This window comes from Candidatus Pelagibacter sp., assembly GCF_052049995.1.
Lineage (GTDB): Bacteria > Pseudomonadota > Alphaproteobacteria > Pelagibacterales > Pelagibacteraceae > Pelagibacter.
In genome coordinates this window covers 266600-286491 of record NZ_JBNGYX010000001.1, presented here as the reverse complement: position 1 = coordinate 286491, position 19892 = coordinate 266600, and the positions used below count along the sequence as shown (strand labels likewise).

General features: G+C 30.0%; 21 protein-coding genes. 8 read left to right on the top strand and 13 right to left on the bottom strand.

Annotated elements, in window-relative coordinates; translation table 11 throughout:
* Window positions 1-3 precede the first annotated feature (3 nt).
* Complete coding sequence (locus ACTT9Y_RS01530) at window positions 4-516, bottom strand: gamma carbonic anhydrase family protein (protein WP_075504754.1); 513 nt, start codon at window positions 514-516, stop codon at window positions 4-6.
* Between the two features lie 19 nt (window positions 517-535).
* Between ACTT9Y_RS01530 and ACTT9Y_RS01525 the strand changes: the two genes are divergently transcribed.
* From ACTT9Y_RS01525 to ACTT9Y_RS01510, 4 genes are read left to right on the top strand one after another with little or no spacing between them, the layout of a single operon-like run.
* The gene (locus tag ACTT9Y_RS01525; protein WP_440932706.1) at window positions 536-1090 is read left to right on the top strand and encodes a thioredoxin family protein; all 555 of its coding nucleotides are present in this window, start codon (window positions 536-538) and stop codon (window positions 1088-1090) included.
* Entirely contained in the window at window positions 1090-2172 is a 1083-nt protein-coding gene (locus ACTT9Y_RS01520; RefSeq protein ID WP_440932705.1) for a glycosyltransferase family 4 protein, read from the top strand. The genes ACTT9Y_RS01525 and ACTT9Y_RS01520 overlap by 1 nt, the downstream gene beginning before the upstream one ends.
* 3 nt (window positions 2173-2175) lie before the next feature.
* Window positions 2176-3039 (top strand): DMT family transporter, encoded by an 864-nt coding sequence (locus tag ACTT9Y_RS01515; RefSeq protein WP_440932704.1) that lies wholly within the window; start codon window positions 2176-2178, stop codon window positions 3037-3039.
* 49 nt (window positions 3040-3088) lie between these two features.
* A complete protein-coding gene (locus ACTT9Y_RS01510) occupies window positions 3089-3976 on the top strand; it encodes a DMT family transporter (protein WP_440932703.1) in 888 nt (295 codons plus the stop codon).
* Here the strand turns inward: ACTT9Y_RS01510 and ACTT9Y_RS01505 are convergent.
* The 3 genes from ACTT9Y_RS01505 to ACTT9Y_RS01495 are packed head-to-tail and all read right to left on the bottom strand — an operon-like array spanning window position 3973 to window position 6947.
* Window positions 3973-5472 carry a tripartite tricarboxylate transporter permease gene (locus ACTT9Y_RS01505; protein WP_440932702.1) on the bottom strand — a complete coding sequence of 500 codons (1500 nt, stop codon included), beginning with the start codon at window positions 5470-5472 and terminating at the stop codon, window positions 3973-3975. The genes ACTT9Y_RS01510 and ACTT9Y_RS01505 overlap by 4 nt on opposite strands.
* Window positions 5469-5939 (bottom strand): tripartite tricarboxylate transporter TctB family protein, encoded by a 471-nt coding sequence (locus tag ACTT9Y_RS01500; protein WP_440932701.1) that lies wholly within the window; start codon window positions 5937-5939, stop codon window positions 5469-5471. The genes ACTT9Y_RS01505 and ACTT9Y_RS01500 overlap by 4 nt, the downstream gene beginning before the upstream one ends.
* 27 nt (window positions 5940-5966) lie before the next feature.
* Window positions 5967-6947 carry a Bug family tripartite tricarboxylate transporter substrate binding protein gene (locus ACTT9Y_RS01495; protein ID WP_075504759.1) on the bottom strand — a complete coding sequence of 327 codons (981 nt, stop codon included), beginning with the start codon at window positions 6945-6947 and terminating at the stop codon, window positions 5967-5969.
* Window positions 6948-7163: 216 nt separating this feature from the next.
* Between ACTT9Y_RS01495 and ACTT9Y_RS01490 the strand changes: the two genes are divergently transcribed.
* Complete coding sequence (locus ACTT9Y_RS01490) at window positions 7164-8240, top strand: AbrB family transcriptional regulator (protein ID WP_440932700.1); 1077 nt, start codon at window positions 7164-7166, stop codon at window positions 8238-8240.
* Here the strand turns inward: ACTT9Y_RS01490 and ACTT9Y_RS01485 are convergent.
* A complete protein-coding gene (locus tag ACTT9Y_RS01485) occupies window positions 8230-9171 on the bottom strand; it encodes a glycosyltransferase family 9 protein (protein WP_440932699.1) in 942 nt (313 codons plus the stop codon). The genes ACTT9Y_RS01490 and ACTT9Y_RS01485 overlap by 11 nt on opposite strands.
* A 32-nt stretch (window positions 9172-9203) precedes the next feature.
* Between ACTT9Y_RS01485 and ACTT9Y_RS01480 the strand changes: the two genes are divergently transcribed.
* A complete protein-coding gene (locus ACTT9Y_RS01480; RefSeq protein WP_440932698.1) occupies window positions 9204-9593 on the top strand; it encodes a DUF6165 family protein in 390 nt (129 codons plus the stop codon).
* A gap of 3 nt (window positions 9594-9596) precedes the next feature.
* Window positions 9597-10748, top strand: coding sequence for a M24 family metallopeptidase (locus ACTT9Y_RS01475; RefSeq protein WP_440932697.1), 1152 nt, complete (start codon window positions 9597-9599; stop codon window positions 10746-10748).
* Here the strand turns inward: ACTT9Y_RS01475 and ACTT9Y_RS01470 are convergent.
* From ACTT9Y_RS01470 to speD, 5 genes are read right to left on the bottom strand one after another with little or no spacing between them, the layout of a single operon-like run.
* Window positions 10743-11525 (bottom strand): phytanoyl-CoA dioxygenase family protein, encoded by a 783-nt coding sequence (locus ACTT9Y_RS01470; RefSeq protein ID WP_440932696.1) that lies wholly within the window; start codon window positions 11523-11525, stop codon window positions 10743-10745. The two genes, ACTT9Y_RS01475 and ACTT9Y_RS01470, sit on opposite strands and share 6 nt — an antisense overlap.
* A gap of 2 nt (window positions 11526-11527) precedes the next feature.
* Complete coding sequence (locus tag ACTT9Y_RS01465; protein ID WP_440932695.1) at window positions 11528-12205, bottom strand: ABC transporter permease; 678 nt, start codon at window positions 12203-12205, stop codon at window positions 11528-11530.
* The gene (locus tag ACTT9Y_RS01460) at window positions 12205-12897 is read right to left on the bottom strand and encodes an ABC transporter permease (RefSeq protein WP_440932694.1); all 693 of its coding nucleotides are present in this window, start codon (window positions 12895-12897) and stop codon (window positions 12205-12207) included. The genes ACTT9Y_RS01465 and ACTT9Y_RS01460 overlap by 1 nt, the downstream gene beginning before the upstream one ends.
* A gap of 44 nt (window positions 12898-12941) precedes the next feature.
* Window positions 12942-13793, bottom strand: a complete 852-nt coding sequence (locus ACTT9Y_RS01455; RefSeq protein ID WP_440932693.1) for a transporter substrate-binding domain-containing protein — start codon at window positions 13791-13793, stop codon at window positions 12942-12944.
* A gap of 59 nt (window positions 13794-13852) precedes the next feature.
* Window positions 13853-14893 carry an adenosylmethionine decarboxylase gene (speD, locus tag ACTT9Y_RS01450; RefSeq protein ID WP_440932692.1) on the bottom strand — a complete coding sequence of 347 codons (1041 nt, stop codon included), beginning with the start codon at window positions 14891-14893 and terminating at the stop codon, window positions 13853-13855.
* 85 nt (window positions 14894-14978) lie between these two features.
* On the opposite strand from speD, the gene ACTT9Y_RS01445 reads away from it, so the two are divergent.
* Entirely contained in the window at window positions 14979-17012 is a 2034-nt protein-coding gene (locus tag ACTT9Y_RS01445) for a bifunctional aldolase/short-chain dehydrogenase (RefSeq protein ID WP_440932691.1), read from the top strand.
* A 1-nt stretch (window position 17013) separates the two neighbouring features.
* Here the strand turns inward: ACTT9Y_RS01445 and mtnA are convergent, their stop codons facing one another.
* Genes mtnA through ACTT9Y_RS01430 form a run of 3 tightly spaced genes read right to left on the bottom strand, consistent with a single transcriptional unit; the run spans window position 17014 to window position 19891 of the window.
* On the bottom strand, window positions 17014-18090 hold the full coding sequence (mtnA, locus tag ACTT9Y_RS01440; RefSeq protein WP_440932690.1) for an S-methyl-5-thioribose-1-phosphate isomerase: 1077 nt from the start codon (window positions 18088-18090) through the stop codon (window positions 17014-17016).
* Window positions 18090-19022 carry a hypothetical protein gene (locus tag ACTT9Y_RS01435; protein WP_440932689.1) on the bottom strand — a complete coding sequence of 311 codons (933 nt, stop codon included), beginning with the start codon at window positions 19020-19022 and terminating at the stop codon, window positions 18090-18092. Before ACTT9Y_RS01435 ends, mtnA begins: the two co-directional genes overlap by 1 nt.
* Window positions 19019-19891 carry an S-methyl-5'-thioadenosine phosphorylase gene (locus ACTT9Y_RS01430; protein WP_440932688.1) on the bottom strand — a complete coding sequence of 291 codons (873 nt, stop codon included), beginning with the start codon at window positions 19889-19891 and terminating at the stop codon, window positions 19019-19021. The genes ACTT9Y_RS01435 and ACTT9Y_RS01430 overlap by 4 nt, the downstream gene beginning before the upstream one ends.
* Between the last annotated feature and the right edge of the window lies 1 nt (window position 19892).

Below are 19892 nucleotides of genomic sequence, written 5' to 3'. Positions count from 1 at the left end.
CCTTTAAAAAATTGATTTAGAATATTTTTTCCAATTATCTTGATAGTGTTTTGTATTTTCAAAGACTGCTTGTTTTTCTTCCTCTGTAACCTCTCTAATTACCTTGCCTGGAGAACCAACAACTAAAGAGTTATCAGGTATAACTTTATTTTCTGTAATTAGGGCTTTAGCTCCAATTATACAATTTTTACCAATATTAGCTTTATTTAAGATGACAGCTCCAATTCCAATTAAACTGTTGTCTCCTATGGTGCACCCATGAAGCATAACTAGATGGCCAACCGTAACATTTTTTCCTACTTTTAAAGGACATCCAGGATCTGTGTGTAATACGCTTCCATCTTGTACATTAGATCCTTCACCAATATGAATATTTTCAATATCTCCTCTCAGCACTGCATTAAACCAAATACTTGTATTTTTTTCTAAAGTAACATCTCCAATTATTGTGGCATTAGGAGCTACCCAATTTTCGCCAGAGTTTTTTGGTTTTTTATCTTTTAAATCATAAAACATAATTTATATATTTTACATTATGCCTATACAAACTCCAATATGTGATTTTGGTCAAAAAGCTATTCCATTTGAATTAAAATCTACTGATAATAAAATTCTGTCTTTAAATGATATCAAAGGTGAAAATGGAACTTTGATAATGTTCATTTGCAATCATTGTCCATATGTAAAAGCTATTACAAAAGAATTAGTTGAAGATTGTAGTGAATTGAAAAAAATTGGTATCAACCCAGTCGCTATCTGCTCAAATGACTTTATTAATTATCCAGATGACTCATTTGATAACATGATCAAGTTTTCAAATGAAAATCATTTCAATTTTCCTTACTTACATGATGAAACTCAAGAAATTGCTAAAGCATATGATGCTGTATGTACTCCAGATTTCTTTGGCTATAATAAAAATTTAGAACTTCAATACAGAGGACGTTTAAGAGAACTTAAAAAGTTTATTCCAGTTAAAGACGGAGAAAGTGATCTGCTAACAGCTATGAGGCAAATAGCTGAAACTGGAAAAGGTCCTGAGGATCAAATACCCAGTGCGGGCTGTGGTATTAAATGGAAGTATGATTAATGTATCTAATTGTAACTAGATCATTTCCACCTGAGCTTGGTGGTATGCAAAATCTAATGTGGGGTCTTTCAAGAGAATTATCTAAAAACTTCATGATAAAAGTTTTTGCAGATCATATAGAAGGTCACAAAAATTTTGATGAACAAGCTTCTTTTTCAATCGAAAGAGTTGGTGGAATTAAATTACTAAGAAAATATAGAAAAGCACAATTAATTAATGAATATATAAAAGAAAATAAAATAGATGGAATTATTGCTGATCATTGGAAAAGTTTAGAACTAATTAAAACTTCTAAGAAAACATACTGTTTAATTCATAGTAAAGAAATCAACCATCCTAATGGTTCTAGTCAAAATAAAAGAGTGGTTAGTGTTTTAAATAATGTTGAAAAAGTTATAGCAAATTCTCAGTTTACAAAAAATCTAGCAATAAAACTTGGTGTTAATGCAAATAAAGTAATTGTAATAAATCCAGGTGTGGATCCAGCCGCAGAACTAAACAAAAAAACTTTAGATAAAGTTGAAAGTATACTTAAAGTTAAAAACCCAAGACTAATTACAGTTTCAAGATTTGATAAGCGTAAAAATCACGAAAAAATAGTAATGGCTTTGAGAAATTTAAAACAAATTTATCCTGACATTGTTTACATTTGTATTGGATATGGAGAAGAAGAAGAAAATATAAAAAAACTAGTTAAAGAGCTAGATCTTGAAGCACAAGTTATGTTTTTTAAAGATATAAGTACTGATTTAAAAAATGCTTTAGTTTCAAAATCAAATATTTTTGTGATGCCATCCATAATCCATAAAAAATCAGTTGAGGGTTTTGGTATATCGTATGTTGAGGCTGCACAGTATGGTATTCCATCTATTGGTGGTAAAGACGGAGGTGCTGCAGATGCAATTGAACATGAAAAAACTGGCTTAATATGCGATGGTAACAGTCTTGATGAAGTTTATTCTTCAATTAATTCACTGTTGGAAAATAAAAGATATTTGGAGCTTGGAAAAAATGCAAAAGAATTTGTGAACAAATTTCAATGGTCAAAAATTATTGAAGAATATAAAAAAACCCTAAGCTAATTTATGCTTATTTTAAAATCCAAAGAGTCTATTGGAATACTTTTTGGAATTTTTGCTTACTTATCTTTTTCTATTTTAGACACTATACAAAAAACTCTAATTATTAATCATTCAGTTTTTCAATTACTTTTCGTGAAGTATTTTTTTGTTTTATTTTTAGCTTTTTTTGAGGCTAAGAGAAAAAAAAATAATTTATTTTATAAATCTAAAGATGTTAAATTACAGATATTTAGAAGCTTATTATCTGTGTTAGAATCTGGGTGTTTTGTTTTGTCATTTAAATATTTATCTTTAGCAAATGCCCATAGTATTGGTTCCTTAGCGCCAGTAATAGTGGTTGCTTTATCTGCAATAATCTTGAAAGAAAAAGTATCTGTTAAAACATGGACAGCAATTTTTATTGGATTTCTCGGAGTTTTGATAATTCTAAGACCAACTTCATCAATTTTTGATCCTAAAGCTTTAATACCTCTATTCGCAGCATTTGTGCTAGGACTTTATCAGGTCATCACTAAAAAAGTTTCACAATATGACTCAAACGAAACATCTTTGTTTTTTACCTCAATAATTGGTTTGTTAGTTATGTCGTTATTAGCTTCTAATTTTTGGAGACCAATAGATTACTCTTTATACCCAATGTTTTTGGGTATAGGCATATTTTTTTCATTAGGTCTTTACCTTCAAATAATTGCTTTAAGTAAAGCTAGAGCAAGTATAATTCAACCATTTCATTACACTTTAATTTTTTGGGCAATAATTTTTGGATATATATTTTATAATGATATTCCAGATATGTTCACAGTTATTGGAGCTATAATAATTACTTGTTCTGGCATTTTTGTTTTAAACCAATCATCAAAAAATTAACTTAAACTATGATTGTTTATAGTTTAGTTTTACATATAGTCATCTATTGATGTCTAATAATAAACTAGCAATTTTTTTAATTATAGCTTCGGTGCTATTTGGAACTTTGATGCTTACATTTTTAAAATTAGCCCAAGAAGAAGTTAATGTTTATGTTGCTGGATTTTTTAGATTTTTGTTTGGCTTCCTAATTATTTTTCCTTATATGTTAAAATCTAAATTTACAGTTTTTAAAACTAATCATCATAAAAAACATTTTTTAAGAGCAGTTTTAAATTTACCTTCAATGCTGTTATATTTCTCAGCTTTAGTAATGATGCCAATTGAAAAAGCTACAGCTATATCTTTTGTGGTTCCTTTTATAGTAACAATATTGGCAGTTTTATTTCTAGGAGAAAAAATTTACATATACAGGAGTTTTGCACTAGTTTTAGGATTTATAGGAATGTTAATAATTTTAAGACCAGGAATAATTGAAATCTCTCTTGGAGTTTATATGGCACTGGCATCGTCTTTTATGTGGTCAATAGTGATTATAATTACAAAAACTATCGCAAAAGATGATAGTTCGATTACGATTTTATCTTATGGATATACGTATATGACAATTTTTAGTTTCATTATTGCGTTGTTTTATTGGCAAACACCTAGTTTTCAAACTTTGATTTATTTATTTTTTGCAGGTTTATTTGGTACATTATTACATCTTTGCATTAATCACGCATACAAATTAGTAGATGTTAGTATGACACAACCATACTCATTTCTTAGTTTAGTGTTTGCCTCTTTAATTGGATATTATGTTTTTAGTGAAACACCTGATCTCTTCACTTGGATTGGTGCTAGTATTATATTTTTAGGTGTTTTAATAATGTCATATCGTGAAATGAAGCTTGATAAAGAAATCATTAGAAAACGTATAGATATTAAATCTTAATTTTTCTTCTTAAAGGTTTTGTAAATATGCCAAACTACGATTAAAATTGTAGTTGCTAGGATACATGCAGTTAATGTTCTGTCCCACAAAAATTCCCATGAACCATTACTTAATAACAAAGACCTTCTAAGATTCTCCTCCATCAATCCACCTAAAACAAAAGCTAATATTAAAGGTGGCATTGGAAAATCATATAATCTTAAAAAAGTTGCAACTACAGCTATCCCAATCATTAAATAAATATCAAAATTATTAAATGACATTACGTAAATTCCAGTAACAGAGAAAAATAAAATAAGAGGAATTAAATAATTTTTAGGAACAGCAAGAATTCTAGCTATATACGGAATAAGTGGTAAGTTTAATATCAACAATATTACCATTCCAATATACATAGACATAATTATTGACCAAAAAATCTCTGGATTAGTCATGTAAAGTCTAGGACCAGGCTGAACACCAAATCCTAAAAGTGCTCCTAGCATTACAGCGGTTGTTCCACTTCCAGGTATTCCCAAAGTAAGCATTGGAACAAATGAACCTGAACAGGCTGCATTATTTGCAGTTTCTGGTGCAGATAAGCCATTTACACTTCCTTTACCAAATTTTTCTTTCTCCTCATCGCTAACTACGTTTCGTTCCATTCCATAAGCTAAAAATGATGCAATTGTTGCACCTGCACCAGGCAATACACCAATCAAAAATCCAATTACTGATGATCTTGGTATTGTTTTGTACATCTTAGTTCGTTCTTCTTTATTAATTTTAATGGAACCTAATTCAGTCAATGAAACTTGTTTAGCAGCACTAGTAGGATCATTTCTTTTTAAAATAATTGTTAAAGCTTCACTCATTGCAAATGTTGCCATCACAACAAGTACAAAACTAATTCCATCAGTTAAGTTCATATTATCAAATGTAAATCTGGTAATATCAGACAAACTATCTTGACCAACTGATGCTAGCATCAAACCAAGTACTACCATCATCATTGCTTTTAAAAATTGTCCTTTAGATGAAAAAGCAGCAATTGCAGTTAAACCTAAAATCATTAGCGCAAAATAATCAGGTGATCTAAAAGATAAACTTACTTTTGATAAACTTGGTGCCATAAACAATAAATAAATTGCAGATAATGTTCCGCCTGCAAACGAACTCCATGCAGCAATTGCTAATGCTTTTCCTGCCTTACCTTGTTGTGCCATAGGATAACCATCAAATGAAGTTGCAACTGTTCCTGGAACCCCGGGTGCATTTAACAATATAGAAGAAGTAGAACCACCAAATACTGCTCCATAATAAACTCCAGCCATCAAAATTAAACCTGTTGCAGGATCAAAACCATAAGTTATTGGTATCATTAATGCGATAGCTGTCATTGGACCAAGGCCTGGAAGCATTCCAATGATTGTTCCAAAAAAACAACCAACCATAACCATTAATATGTTCTGAAAAGTAAGTGCTGTTGTTAATCCAATTAATATTCCTTCAATCATCTCATAACTCCAATTGACTGTAAAAATGGATCTCTTAAATAAATGTCAAGAATACCATGAAGAAGATACATAAAGGCAGCAACAAATGGAAAGGATAATAAAAACATTAAAATCCATCTTCGTTCTCCTAAGAAATAATATGAAGCAAATAAAAATAAAGAAGTAGTTAAAAAATAACCAACTTTTAAAATTGTAGCTCCATAAATAATAGCAATCAATATAAGAATACCTGTTTTCTTATATTCTAAATTTTTATGATCAACTTTAATAGTATTTGGGTCTGGTAAAATAAGTTTTAATCCAGAAAAGAATAATCCAGCATAACCTAAATAAATTGGAAATGTTCTTGCATTAAATGGTGCATTTTCATCAAATGTAAAAACTTGAATTTGATAAGCAGTATATAAATAAAATGCTGAAAATATAAAAAAGAGCAGTGATATAATTTTTGTAGTATTTATATTCACTGCTCTAGTTTTAAATAACCCTAAGGATTATATCACTCCTAGTTTTTTCATAAGAGCTGTCATTTCTTGAGTTTGTTTTTCTAAGAAAGAAACAAACTTACCTTCTGGATTATAAATATTAACCCAAGCATTTCTTGCTCTGACAGTTTCCCATTCAGGAGTTTTTTGTACATCGCCAAGCATTTTTGCAATAGCTGATCTATCAGCATTGCTCATACCTGGAGGGCCAAAGAAACCTCTCCAGTTAACGAATTGTACATCATATCCTTGTTCTTTAAGAGTTGGCGCATCTGGTGCATCAGAAACTCTTGAAGGAGCAGTAATACCAATAATTCTTACTTGGTCTCTTGCACCCATCAATTCACCTAAACCAGTTGAAATGATTTGCGTTTCTCCAGATAAAAGTCCAGCTAAAGCCTTTCCACCAGCATCATAAGGAATGTATTGAACAGCATTTGGATCTGCACCTGCAGCTTGGAAAGCTAAAGCACCAATTAAATGGTCCATACTTCCTCTTACTGATCCACCAGCCATTTTAACTGAATTTGGATCTTTTTTGTAAGCATCAACTACATCTTTAAAATTTTTAAAAGATGAACTTTTTGCAACTGCAATAGCGCCGTAGTCACCAATTACACCGGCAATTGGCACAACATCTTTATAAGATAATGTTCCGCTACCTTTTACATAACCTTTGTGTCTCGTAATTGATCTTAATACTAATGGTGTTGATTGAACTAAAACTGTATTAGCAGGTTTAGTATTGATCATATAAGCTAAAGCTTTTCCACCACCACCACCTGACATATTTTCAAATGATGCACTACTTAACATTCCAGCTTTTGTTAAAGCTTCTCCAGTACCTCTAGCGGTTCCATCCCAACCACCACCAGCACCACCACCAATTACAAAGTGCAATTTGTCAATTGCTACTGAGCTTGTAGTTGTTGCTGAGAATAATAGGATTGCTGAAAATAATACTGAAACTATTTTTTTTAAGTTTTTCATTATTTATCCCTCTCTAATTTAAAAATGTAAGTTAATTATAGTCTTAATCTTTATTCAACCTCTAATTAAGTAACACAACTTTTAATTGAAAGAATTTTCTCAAAAAAGATATTAATAAAACTTAAAATTTTATTAATTTTAAAAATTAAATTTTCACTTTATTGACTAATACATTTTTTCTTATCTTTTGCATAGTAGATGGTAGAAGCTTAATGGATGATTAAACATCAAATCAAATCTTATCTTGAAAATGCAAAACAAGCATTTTCAATTAAATTTATTTCTGTTTTAATAATTTCTTTTCCTAGCGCAATTATTGCTGATTATTTTAATATTCCTTTAGCTTGGTTTTTGGGCCCTATGATTATCACCTCAATTGCTGCTTTATCAGGTCTAAAAATCATTATGCCTAAAATTGTATTAAGCTTTATCTTGATAATTTTAGGATTGCATATTGGAAATTACATAGACCAAAATCTATTTAATCAAATGCTTGATTGGATTTGGACTTCATTGATTATGTTAATCTACATAATAATATGTATTTTGGTTGTTGCTAAATACCTCCAAAAATTTGCAAGTTATAGTGAAAAAGCATCAATATTTTCAGCAGCTCCCGGTGCTCTGGGTCCTTTAATGATATTAGCTGAAAATGAAAAAACAGATTTATCTCAAGTAGCAACCTCTCACTTGATTAGATTAATTATCATAATAACTTTCATTCCATTTATTATAGTTAATAATACTGACAATAATGTTTTATTAAATGATGACTTCAATTATTTAGCTCAGAATCATTTAAATTTAATTGTACTTATTATTGCATCTTTGTTTTTTATTTTTGTTTTTGATAAAATTAGAATTCCTGCCGCTTTACTGTCTGGAACTTTATTTGCAAGTGGTTTATTACAAATTACAGATATAGCTTCATATAAATTACCCGATGAAACAGTAAACTTTTGCCTGCTTATTCTTGGTTCTTCGGTCGGATGTAGGTTTGCTGAAAAAACCGTCAAAGAGATAGCTAATAATTCTCTTCATAGTATTGTAGCTACTACTATTTTGGTAATATTAGGTTTAGTTGCAGCGTATATTGCAACATTCTTTGTTGAGACTAATATTTTAACTTTAATATTATCTTTTAGTCCTGGTGGAATTTATGAAGTGGCAGTTATAGCAATTGCTTTTGATTTAGACCCAGACTTTGTTGCTTTTCATCATATCATAAGATTACTTTTCATACTTTTCACAGTTCCTATTTTTTTAAAAGTATTAGAAAAAATTAAGAAATAATTTCAGAAAGCCTTTCAAGAACTTTTTCTACTGAGATTTTAGATAACTCAGGTGCCTGAATTGCTTTAAAATTTTCTCTTTCAATACTTACTTTAAAGGGAGTTGTATGAGATCCAAATAAAGCAATTCCTTTAGATCCCAAGTGAGCTGTCATATGTGCAGGTCCAGTATCATTAGCAACAACAAAAGTACTATCTTTAATCAATGCTGCTAACTGGGAGATATCTAAAGCTTTACCATTATCTAAAACACAGAGTGCATTAATATTTGACGCTTCTTTAATTTCACTTGGTCCAGGCGCAATTATTATTTTAAATTTATTCTTTGACTTTTGATTAATCATTGAAATTAATTCATTGTAATAAGGCCATTTCTTTGAACTTAAATGAGACGAACAAAAAGGAAAAAGAAGAATATATTTATCTAATTGATGATGGTTTTTTATCTGAGATATATCTGTTGTACTCCAAGAAAAATCAGGGCTCATAGTATGACTTGTGTTTATACCTGAGCTTTTTAATTGATGATCAAATCTAGACAAAACAGAGTCTTTATCAAAGTCTTCTTTTGTTGTTCCTTGAGGTAAAGTTGTATCAGTAGATGACCAAGTATCTTTTGTTGCTTTTGGAAATAAAATTTTTTTATAAAAGGCTGTTCTACTTGAGTTCTGAAGATCATAAATTTTAGAGAAATTATATTTTTTTATGTTTTTCATTAATGAATATAAATAAATCAGGTTTAATCTTGATAATCGCTTATCTAAAATAACATTAGAAATGTGTGGATTTTTTTTAAATAAATCAAAGTATGGTTCAGTTGTTAGCAAATGAATTTCATCTCCTTTATGATTCTCAGAAATATCTTGAATTGCACCACAAGCTTGAGCAATATCACCCAAAGATCCATGTTTAATGATTAAAATATTAGACATATTTCTAACAACTTAGCATAGTATTAAATTTTATGAATAAAATTATAGTTGAAATATCAATTGGGGAATTGTTAGATAAAATTTCTATACTAGAAATTAAGAGAGATAAAATTAAAGACCCTGAGAAGTTAAAATTCATTTCAGATGAGCACTCTGTTTTAAAAGAGCAATTAAACAAAAATATCAAATCAGATGATAAACTTAATAACTTATTTCAATCACTAAAAGATATTAACTCTAAACTTTGGGTTATTGAAGATGCTAAAAGACTTTGTGAAAAAGATAAGGATTTTACTGAAAAATTTGTAAAACTTTCAAGAGATGTACATTTTCTGAATGATGATCGAGCTAAAATTAAATTAGAAATAAATGAGCATACTGGATCAAAAATAAAAGAAATTAAAGAATACACTAGTTATTAATTAATGGCGCTTCATTTTTCAAAGCAAGAATTTTTACAAAGAAAAACCAAAGTACTTCAGTCAATGAAAGAACAAAGTCTTGATGCCTTATTAATGTTCAGACAAGAGTCAATGTATTGGTTAACTGGTTATGATACTTTTGGTTATGTTTTCTTTCAAACATTAGTTCTCGATAGCAAAGGTAATATAATTCTTTTAACTAGAGCTCCAGATTTAAGACAAGCGCAAAATACATCTAATATTGAAGATATTAGAATTTGGGTTGATAAAGATAACTCAAACCCTGCTTATGATCTTAAGAATATTTTAGAGGAATTGTCTTTGAAGGGGAAAAAAATTGGTATTGAGTATGAAGCTTATGGTTTAACCGGGCGTAATGCTTTGAGATTAAATAAATCGTTAGAAAGTTATTGTAATATAGAGGATCAATCAGAATTGATAACAAAACTGAGAGTTATCAAATCTCCAGAAGAAATTACTTATGTGAAAAAAGCTGCAGAGTTAGCTGACTTAGCTTTAGATCAAGCTTGGAAATATACTAAGGCCGGTGAAAGTGAAGCTAAAATTTTAGGCGAGATGCAAAAAGTTGTCTTGGAGGGTGGCGGAGATTATCCTGCTAATGAATATATTATTGGATCAGGCCATAATGCCTTGCTGTGTAGATACCAATCAGAAAAAAGAGTTTTATCAAATACAGACCAATTGAGTATTGAATGGGCAGGTACTTACAAACACTATCACTCTGCAATGTTTAGAACTATTACTGTAGGAAAACCTGATGCTAAACACTTTAAAATGTACGATGCATGTTTAGAAGCATTAAAAAATTGTGAAAAAAAATTAATACCTGGAAGTAAAGTTGGTGAAGTTTTTGATATTCATGCAAAAACTTTTGACGATCTTGGATATAATAAATCAAGAATGAATGCTTGTGGATATTCACTAGGATCAACATTTTCACCAAATTGGATGGACTGGCCTATGCTATATACCGATAATCCTTATATCATAAAACCAGGTAATGTCTTTTTCATGCATATGATCTTGATGGACTCGGATAATAAGTTAGCAATGAATTTAGGGGAGACATATCTGGTAACGGAGAATGGTAACGAAAGATTAGGTAAACAAAAATTAGATTTAGTAAATCTATAAAATTTTAGGAAACCAATCTTCTCTCATCGAATCTCCTGTTTTTAAATTAATACCATCAAATGGTGGCGAAGTAGGTCCTCCTCTATCAATATATTTAACATCGTCCCCTATAAATCTCATAGAAAAAGCCCTTCTAGCTTTTGAAGTATTGTTTCCTGTTGATCCATGTATAATTTTAAAATTAAACAAAACAGAATCACCTAAGCTTAGTTTTGGTATTAAAATATTTTTTTTAAATTCTTCTTCTGAAGGCATATCCATAAAAGAATCATCATCATCATACCAGGATTGATTATTGGACCATTTTGTAGGTTTAATTAATTTAGGCCATTTGTGAGAACCTAAGATTAATTTAAGATTATTTTTCTGATCAACTTCATCTAATGGAATCCAAAAACTTCCTGTATTGTTACCATCAACACAGTAATATGGCATATCTTGATGCCATGGTGTTTCTTTGTGAGTTCCTGGATCCTTTATAAAAATGTGTTCATGAAAAATTTGAGTAGATTTAGAGTTAGTTGCTTCTGCAAATATTTGAGCTCCAGGTGAATTAAATAAACAATCCTTAAATTCATCTATTCTTTCCCAGTTACAATAATCCTCAAAAAATCTTCCATTATCATGAGCTACATTCTCACGTCCATGCTTACTTGGATTATCTAAAACTTTTTGAAATCCTTTTCTAAGTGGCTCAATCCAATCTTTAAATACATCTTTAATTATTATTACACCATCATTTTGATAATCATTAATTTGTTTCTCTGATAAAAACATTTTTATTGTTGAAAGCTGTACTTTTTCTCTAAATATTTAATCACATTATGAATGATAAAAGTCATGAACAAATAAATTCCACCAGCAACAATGAATACTTCGATTGGTTTAAAAGTTGTTGAAATTATATATTTAGCAACACCTGTTAAATCCATCAAAGTTACTGTACTTGCTAAGGAAGTCCCTTTCATCATTAGTATTATTTCATTTCCATATGCTGGAAGTGATTGTCTTATCGCAATCGGAATTTGAATTTTATAAAATATAATTTTATTTGAAATACCTAGACTTTTTCCAGCTTCAACAATACCTGGTTTTATAGTTTGAAATGCTGATCTTAAAATTTCAGAAGTATAAGCTCCTGTATTTAAAGTAAATGCTATTATTGCACACCAATAAGGCTCTTTTAAAATTACCCATAGAAATGTTGTTCTTAAATACTCAATTTGTCCTAATCCAAAATAAATTATGAAAATCTGGACCAATAACGGTGTTCCTCTAAATATATATGAATATCCATAAGCAAATTTATTAATAAATATATTTTTATTTAATCTTAAAATTGCAAAGAAAAGACCTAGGAATAATCCAAAAAATAATGATGCAGATAATAATTTTAAAGTAACTACTGTTGCTCCTAAAAGTTTAGGGAAACTAGTAATCATTAAATCAAAATCCATTAATACCCCCTGCTATACTTAACTTCTAATTTGTTAATTAATTTCATACTCACATAAGTAAGCAAAAGATATAATACTGCTGCAAATGAATAGAAGAATAATGGATCTCTAGTAGATCCTGCCGCAATATAAGATTGTCTCATTATTTCAACTAAACCTGTAACTGAGATAAGAGAGGTATCTTTTAAAGTTATTTGCCAAACATTACTTAAATTTGGAATAGCTAGTCTTAACATCTGGGGTAGTATTATTTTATAAAACTGCCCAAACTTATTTATTCCAAGAACTTTTGCAGCTTCAAACTGACCTTTATCTATTGATTGAATTGCTCCCCGAAATACTTCAGTTGAATAAGCTCCAGAAATAATGCCAATAGCCATTGATCCTGTGACAAAAGCATTTATTTCTATATATTCATAATAACCAAAAATAGAAGCTACATACATGATCGCTCCACTGCCACCAAAAAAGAAAAGATAAATTACTAATAGTTCAGGCACTCCACGGATTACTGTTGTATAAAAATTACCAACTAAATTTAAAGTTTTATATTTTGAAAGTTTTAAAGGCGTAAAGATTAATGCAAAAAAGAAACCAACTAACATTGCTGTAATCGATACAGCAATGGTCATCAATGTGGAGTAAAATAACTCATCACCCCAACCTGTTTTACCAAATGCGAGAAGTTCCATATAGATTGGCGACTATATATTATAGTCGCCAGATCTGAAATTAATTACATAGAAGCGTCGAAACCAAAATGCTTAATAGCAAGTTTGCTAATAATTCCTTGTTTTCTAGCTTTGTTAATTGCTTTGTTGAAGTCTTTTAAGATTTTGGCATCTCTTTTTCCAATAGCACTATCGCTAGCTTGTCTAATACCAACACCTACACCATTACCAAATGCACCACCTGAAAAAGTTGGTCCAACTAATACTACTGGTTTACCAGATTTATCTGCATAATCAGTAAATGCTACTGCTGCTGCTAAAGCAACATCACATCTTCCAGAAGTTAGATCAAGGTTAACTTCATCTTGAGTCTTATAAGTTCTTACATTTACACTTCCTACATCACCAGACTCTAAAAAATTTTGGTGAATTGTACCTGTTTGAGTGCAAACAGTTTTACCAGCAAGTGCTCCAGTTAATGTTTTAAGAGCTTTCTTAACATCAGATCCACCTAATGATAAATTAATACCTTCTGGTGTATCAATTCCTTCTAAACTTGAACCTTTCATTACTGCAAGAGAAGCTACTTCGTCAGCATAACCTTGAGAAAAAGTAATTGTCTTTTGTCGTTCAGCAGTAATTGACATTCCAGCCATTATTGCATCAAACTTTCTCATTACTAGAGCTGGAATCATTCCATCCCAATCTTGTTCAACAATCGTACACTCATATTTCATGATCGCACAAAGTTCTTGAGCAAGCTCTACCTCAAAACCAATAAGATTACCTGATGCATCTTTTGAATTCCACGGAGGGTAAGCGCCTTCAGTTCCTATTTTTATTTTTTCAGCAGAAACATTTCCAATGATAAATAAAGAAGCAAGAACTGTTAAAATAGTTTTTTTGAATATATTCATTATTTTCTCCTTTAATTAAGAAGAATTATTTCACAAATTTTAATAAGAAAAAAGAAAAATTAATGATTAATTGATGAAGAAAAATTCCAAGAGCAATCAAAACTAGGTATGTAAACTCTTGATAATTTTGCATTCCCAAAATTTTGATTAAAAACATTTAACCAATTTTCAACCTGTTGTGGTTTTTTGTCCTGGCTTCCAACCTGTGTAGTAATGACTCCTTTAGGTTTTAAAATTCTTACTAATGAGTCCATATTCTTAGCAGCTAAATCTATACAAAATTGATCATCATTAAGATCAACAAAAATATGATCATAAGTGTCATCACCTACTGATTTAATACTTTCAAATGCATCACCCCACACACATTTAACAGAATTTTTTTCTGTTGCCTTCTTACCAATTTTTCCAAGATGCTTATTACAAACATCAACTACTTCAGGATCCAATTCATACCAATCGATAAAATTAAATTTTTTAGAAATACATTCTCTTGCTACACCACCGTCACCTCCTCCAATGATTGCAGCCCTTTCATTGTCTTTATTTAAATCTAAACCAGAACCAACAAAAGTTGAGCTGTACAAATGTTCATCATTTGACGCGACTTGTATTTCACCATCTATAAATAAAGACTTACCAAATTGTTCTAAATCTAAAATTTCAATATGTTGACCTACTTTAGATTTAAAGTCTTCTAATACATCGTTTACAACATATGACTTTTGTAAACCTGGTGAACTATAAATGTCATGATAAAGAGATTTTGTGTCTCTATTAAATTCTTTTTTAACTATTCTTTTGTGTTCAAATTCTTTTTTTATAATATCAATTGCAACGGAAGGGCTAACCTTTCCACAAGTAAAAAAATCAAAACTAATAATCCCCTTTTCTGGAAAAGTATGAAAGCTAATGTGACTTTCAGCCAATAAAGCTAAAATTGTAAAACCTTGTGGTTCAAATTTATATTTTGAAATATTAAGAATTGTTACTTTGGCAGCTTTTGCAATATCATGAATTACCTTTTCAAATAAAACAGGATCATATTCTTCTGTAGTTCCAATAATATCTAGGGTAATGTGTTCACCAACTTTTGTCATAATAACCTTGATGAAACCTTACTAATCAAATTTTTTGCTTCTTTCAAACAAAAAACTATTATAATACTTCGCTGAGGTTGTAACTGTGAAAAACAATTGGTCTAATTTAGAAGCAAAAAAATACATCAAAAAGTATACAAAACTTGGTCATTCAAAAGATATGGCTTTAAGAGTTTATACGACCAGATTATTAGGAAGAAATAGTGAACTTGTTCTTCATGGAGGAGGAAATACATCTGTAAAGACCTCAATTAAAGATATTGATGGCAAAAATTATGAGGTGCTTTGTGTTAAAGGAAGTGGATGGGACATGGCTGAAATAGAGCCAGCTGGTTTGCCTGCTGTAAAATTAAATCCACTCTTAGCTCTTAAAAATAAAAAATATTTAAGTGATGAAGATATGGTTGCTTACCAAAAAAGAAACTTAATTGATATTAAGTCACCTAACCCATCTGTAGAAACTTTTTTACATGCCTTTTTACCTTTCAAATTTGTTGATCACACCCATTCTGATGCAATTATGGATGTAACAAATAGGCAAAATGGTAAAGATCTTTGTAAAAAAATTTTTGGAGCCAAGGTTAGTATTGTACCTTACGTAATGCCTGGATTTGGTTTGGCTCAAAAAATTAATGAAGTTTATAATAAAAATCCAAATATTAACTGCTTAATACTTTTAAACCATGGAATATTCACTTTTGATAATGATGCTAAAAAATCATATGACTTAATGATTAAATATGTTTCTATAGCAGAAAAAACTATTAGAAAATTAAAACGAAAAAAAATAAAACAAATCAAAAAATATAATACAAAGTTTAAGCCACATGAAATTGCACCAATTTTAAGAGGCTTATTAACTGAAAAAAAAGATCAAAAATTTATCTTAAATTATAGAACAAATAAAAATCTTAATTATTTTATTAATGGTAAAGATGTTAAAAGATACTCTGGCATAGGAACGGCAACACCAGATCATGTTATTAGAGTAAAGCCATTTCCACTAGTTATAAGCCCAAAAGAAAATTCTTCAATTGAAGATTTTAAAAAACTAGCTGAGAAAAGTTTTAATGATTACAGAAAAAAGTATGTGAGATATTTCAATACCAATAAGAAAAAAGTTAAAGGTAAGAAAACTATGCTGGATACTTCCCCGAGAGTAATTTTGGTACAAAATGTTGGTTTGTTTAGCGTAGGAGATAGCCTTAAGGCATCTAAAATAGCTGGAGATTTAACTGAAACAAACGCAAGGGTGATTTCATCTGTCGAGGAAACTACAAAATATAAATTTATACCAGAAAAAGATTTATTTGATGTTGAATATTGGTCTTTGGAGCAAGCTAAGATTAAAAAAGCTAAAAAAATTCTTCAAGGAAACATTGTTGTAATCACTGGAGGGTTTGGTGCAATTGGCACTGCAACCTATAAACTATTTAAAACTTATGGTGCTGAAATTGTTCTCTTAGATTACGATGAAAAAAAAGTTAAAGAAATGCAAAGCAAAATTACAGATCTTTGTTTGCATTGTGATGTACGAAATAAAAATAGTGTTAAAGATGCTTTTAAAAAAATAAATGAAATATATGGTGGTGTTGATATTTTAATTTCCAATGCAGGAACTGCGATTGGTGGTTCAATTGCTGAAGTAGATGATAAAATTTTAAGAAAAAGTTTTGAGGACAATTTCTTCTCACACCAAAATTGTGCATCGGAAACGATTAAAATAATGAAAAAGCAAAATATTCAAGGATGCTTGCTGTTTAATATTTCTAAGCAATCAGTAAATCCAGGAAAAAATTTTGGTCCTTATGGTTTACCAAAAACTGCTTTATTAAGTTTATGTAAACAATATGCAGTAGATTATGGGTCTCTTGGAATAAGATCTAATGGTGTTAATGCAGATCGAATTAGAAGTGGCTTGCTTAATGATGGAATGATTAAATCCCGTGCAAAAGCTAGAGAAGTTTCTACAGATGAATATATGAGAGGAAACTTACTTTTAAATGAGGTAAAGGCTGAAGATGTTGCTAAAGCATTTTTTCATCTAGCGGTTTCAAAAAAGACAACTGGTGCAGTATTAACAGTAGATGGTGGAAATATAGCTGCTTCCCTAAGATAATTTATTTAAAGAGTTTTTTTAATCCTTCAGAAGAAGCTGTGGTAACACCTCTTTCAGTAATCAATCCAGTTACATATTTTGCAGGTGTAACATCAAATGCTAAATTTAATGCCTTACTTTTTTTTGGATATATCAAAACTTTCTTAAGTTGATTATTCTCGTCTATACCTTCAACGTGAGATAATTCCTCTAAATTCCTTTCTTCAATTGGTATATCTTTTGCATCTTTAATATCCCAATCAATTGTTGAGCTTGGAAGAGCAACATAAAATGGAACATTATTATTATGAGCGGCTAATGCTTTAAGATAAGTTCCAATTTTATTGCAAACGTCTCCGTTAGATAAAGTTCTATCAGTACCTACAATACACATATCAACTTTTCCTCTTTGCATTAATATTCCACCTGTATTATCTGCTATAATTGTATTTGGAATTTCTTCTTCATTAAGTTCATATGATGTAAGGTTTGCTCCTTGATTTCTTGGTCGAGTTTCATCTACCCAAACATGTAGTGGTATTCCTTTTTTATGTGCATGATAAATAGGAGATGTTGCTGTTCCCCAATTTATTGTAGCTAACCAACCTGCATTGCAATGTGTAAGAATATTTACGGTATCTTTCTTTTTATTATATATATCTTCAATAATATTTAATCCATTTTTACCAATACTTTCACAAAATCCCTCGTCTTCTTTACAAATTTCCTTAGCTTCATTGAGAGCAACTTTAAATAAATCTCCAGGTTCAACAAATGACAATTTGTTATTCATTCTATGAACTGCCCATTGAAGATTTATTGCTGTTGGTCTAGATGCAACTAATTCTTCTGAACTTTTTTTAATAAAATCTAAACTGTTATTTTCTTTTATAGCTAAAACCAATCCAAATGCAGCTGTGCCTCCAATTAATGGTGCACCCCGGACCTCCATTGTTTTGATAGCATTTATAGCGTCTTTAACTGAACTTAATTCTTTTATTATAAATTTATGTGGCAGCTTTGTCTGATCTATAATTTTTACAATTTGTTTTTCTTCATCAAACCAAATTGTTTTATATTCAACACCATTAATTTTCATTATTTTATTCTTGAAGCAATGTATTCTTTAATTGTTGGATTATAATATTGAAAACAATCAGCCTGGTTCATTTCATGACCAGGATTTTTCTGAGCTGAGATCTTATTTTGCCAATCAACTCCTTTAACAACACAAGATTTTCCGTTAATTTTATAATCTTCAGAAATAACAATTCTTTTAACTCCTGGAACTTCTTCTAACCAGTCAGATAACAGACCTTCAAACTTATCTTTTGGATGCGTAAAAGCTAGAACAGGAACATTTTCAGAATTTTTAATATTATTAATTTGTCTTGCTCTTAATTCAGCAGGGCCTGGGTATTTTTTAGCAAATTTTTCTAATGCCTTTTCAGGGCCAACTTTTTTTACCTTATAACTTTTAGAAAGCTTACCAAAGCAAGCTTGCATATATGATATACCGCCACCTACTTTATCAGGGTGAGATGATAATAACATTAGGGTTAAAAGACCTCCACATGAATGACCTGATATGATAATTTGTTTTCTTGGAACTCCTATGCTTATAAATTTTTCAACTAATTCTAAATTTTTTTCAATCCTTTTGTCTAACTTATGTTTACCCACATAAGAAGTTTTGGACTTCCACCAGTGTTTTTTTAAAGACATATCGCCTGCAAAATCATTTGAGCAGAAATTATAAACCATAATTTTTTTACCATTAATTTCCTCATCAACTAATGAAGCTTGATTTCTTATTTGATTTACCCAAATACATTCATTCTTGTGTGCTTTATCATTTGAATTTTGACCATGATTATAAATAATTATAATTTTGTTTTTTGGATCTTTTACGTCCATACCCACCTCTACTGAAGCTGATTTAGTGAAAAATCCACTTTTTAAAATTTTACCATTAGCGTAAGCGAAATTAGAAATAATCAAAAATAATAAAATTAAAAATATTTTCTTCATATATTTAAAACCCTTCCTGCAATTGTTTTTAATTTATCTTTAGTTTTTTGTGTCCTTTTTTCTGGAGCCGTAATTATTGCAACATCTAAACAATTATTAGTGGGATCATTTGGATCAATATGATTTTCAAAATTCTCAATTAAATTTTTTATCATATTTTTTGCTTTTGCGGCATTATCTAAGAGTACTTTTATAACTTGTTGAACATCAACATTTTCATGATCTGGATGCCAACAATCATAATCAGTTACCATTGAAACTGAAGCATATCTAATTTCAGCTTCTCTTGCTAGCTTAGCTTCTGGCATATTTGTCATTCCAATTACATCTGCTTTCCAAGATCTATATAAATTAGACTCTGCTAATGTAGAAAATTGAGGTCCTTCCATAACTACATATGTTCCATTTCTTTGATAGTCTATGTTTGATTTTTTAATTGCTTCTTCGCATGCATTCATTAATCCATTAGAGGTTGGGTGAGCCATTGATACATGAGCAACAATCTCATCATCAAAGAAAGTTTTATTTCTTGCAAAAGTCCTATCAATAAATTGATCAACAATTACAAATTTTCCAGGGGGTAAATTTTCTTTAAGAGAACCAACAGCTGATATGGAAACAATATCTGTTACACCTGATTGTTTAAGAGCATCTATATTTGCTCTAAAATTTATATTTGAAGGAGAAACAAAATGTCCCCTTCCGTGTCTTGGTAAAAAATAAACTTCCTTGCCATTATATTTAGTTTTTAAAATCTGATCAGAAGGTTTTCCCCAAGGTGTTTGTAAATCAAGTAATTCTCTTTCTTTGAATTCCTCAACATCATAAAGGCCGCTGCCACCAATTATTGCTAATTTATTTGTTGTCATA

Coding starts and splice junctions, on each gene's coding strand:
- ACTT9Y_RS01530 (WP_075504754.1), bottom strand. CDS start 516: ATGTTTTATGATTTAAAAGATAAAAAACCAAAAAACTCTGGCGAAAAT.
- ACTT9Y_RS01525 (WP_440932706.1), top strand. CDS start 536: ATGCCTATACAAACTCCAATATGTGATTTTGGTCAAAAAGCTATTCCA.
- ACTT9Y_RS01520 (WP_440932705.1), top strand. CDS start 1,090: ATGTATCTAATTGTAACTAGATCATTTCCACCTGAGCTTGGTGGTATG.
- ACTT9Y_RS01515 (WP_440932704.1), top strand. CDS start 2,176: ATGCTTATTTTAAAATCCAAAGAGTCTATTGGAATACTTTTTGGAATT.
- ACTT9Y_RS01510 (WP_440932703.1), top strand. CDS start 3,089: ATGTCTAATAATAAACTAGCAATTTTTTTAATTATAGCTTCGGTGCTA.
- ACTT9Y_RS01505 (WP_440932702.1), bottom strand. CDS start 5,472: ATGATTGAAGGAATATTAATTGGATTAACAACAGCACTTACTTTTCAG.
- ACTT9Y_RS01495 (WP_075504759.1), bottom strand. CDS start 6,947: ATGAAAAACTTAAAAAAAATAGTTTCAGTATTATTTTCAGCAATCCTA.
- ACTT9Y_RS01490 (WP_440932700.1), top strand. CDS start 7,164: ATGATTAAACATCAAATCAAATCTTATCTTGAAAATGCAAAACAAGCA.
- ACTT9Y_RS01485 (WP_440932699.1), bottom strand. CDS start 9,171: ATGTCTAATATTTTAATCATTAAACATGGATCTTTGGGTGATATTGCT.
- ACTT9Y_RS01480 (WP_440932698.1), top strand. CDS start 9,204: ATGAATAAAATTATAGTTGAAATATCAATTGGGGAATTGTTAGATAAA.
- ACTT9Y_RS01475 (WP_440932697.1), top strand. CDS start 9,597: ATGGCGCTTCATTTTTCAAAGCAAGAATTTTTACAAAGAAAAACCAAA.
- ACTT9Y_RS01470 (WP_440932696.1), bottom strand. CDS start 11,525: ATGTTTTTATCAGAGAAACAAATTAATGATTATCAAAATGATGGTGTA.
- ACTT9Y_RS01465 (WP_440932695.1), bottom strand. CDS start 12,205: ATGGATTTTGATTTAATGATTACTAGTTTCCCTAAACTTTTAGGAGCA.
- ACTT9Y_RS01460 (WP_440932694.1), bottom strand. CDS start 12,897: ATGGAACTTCTCGCATTTGGTAAAACAGGTTGGGGTGATGAGTTATTT.
- ACTT9Y_RS01455 (WP_440932693.1), bottom strand. CDS start 13,793: ATGAATATATTCAAAAAAACTATTTTAACAGTTCTTGCTTCTTTATTT.
- speD (WP_440932692.1), bottom strand. CDS start 14,893: ATGACAAAAGTTGGTGAACACATTACCCTAGATATTATTGGAACTACA.
- mtnA (WP_440932690.1), bottom strand. CDS start 18,090: ATGAAAATTAATGGTGTTGAATATAAAACAATTTGGTTTGATGAAGAA.
- ACTT9Y_RS01435 (WP_440932689.1), bottom strand. CDS start 19,022: ATGAAGAAAATATTTTTAATTTTATTATTTTTGATTATTTCTAATTTC.
- ACTT9Y_RS01430 (WP_440932688.1), bottom strand. CDS start 19,891: ATGACAACAAATAAATTAGCAATAATTGGTGGCAGCGGCCTTTATGAT.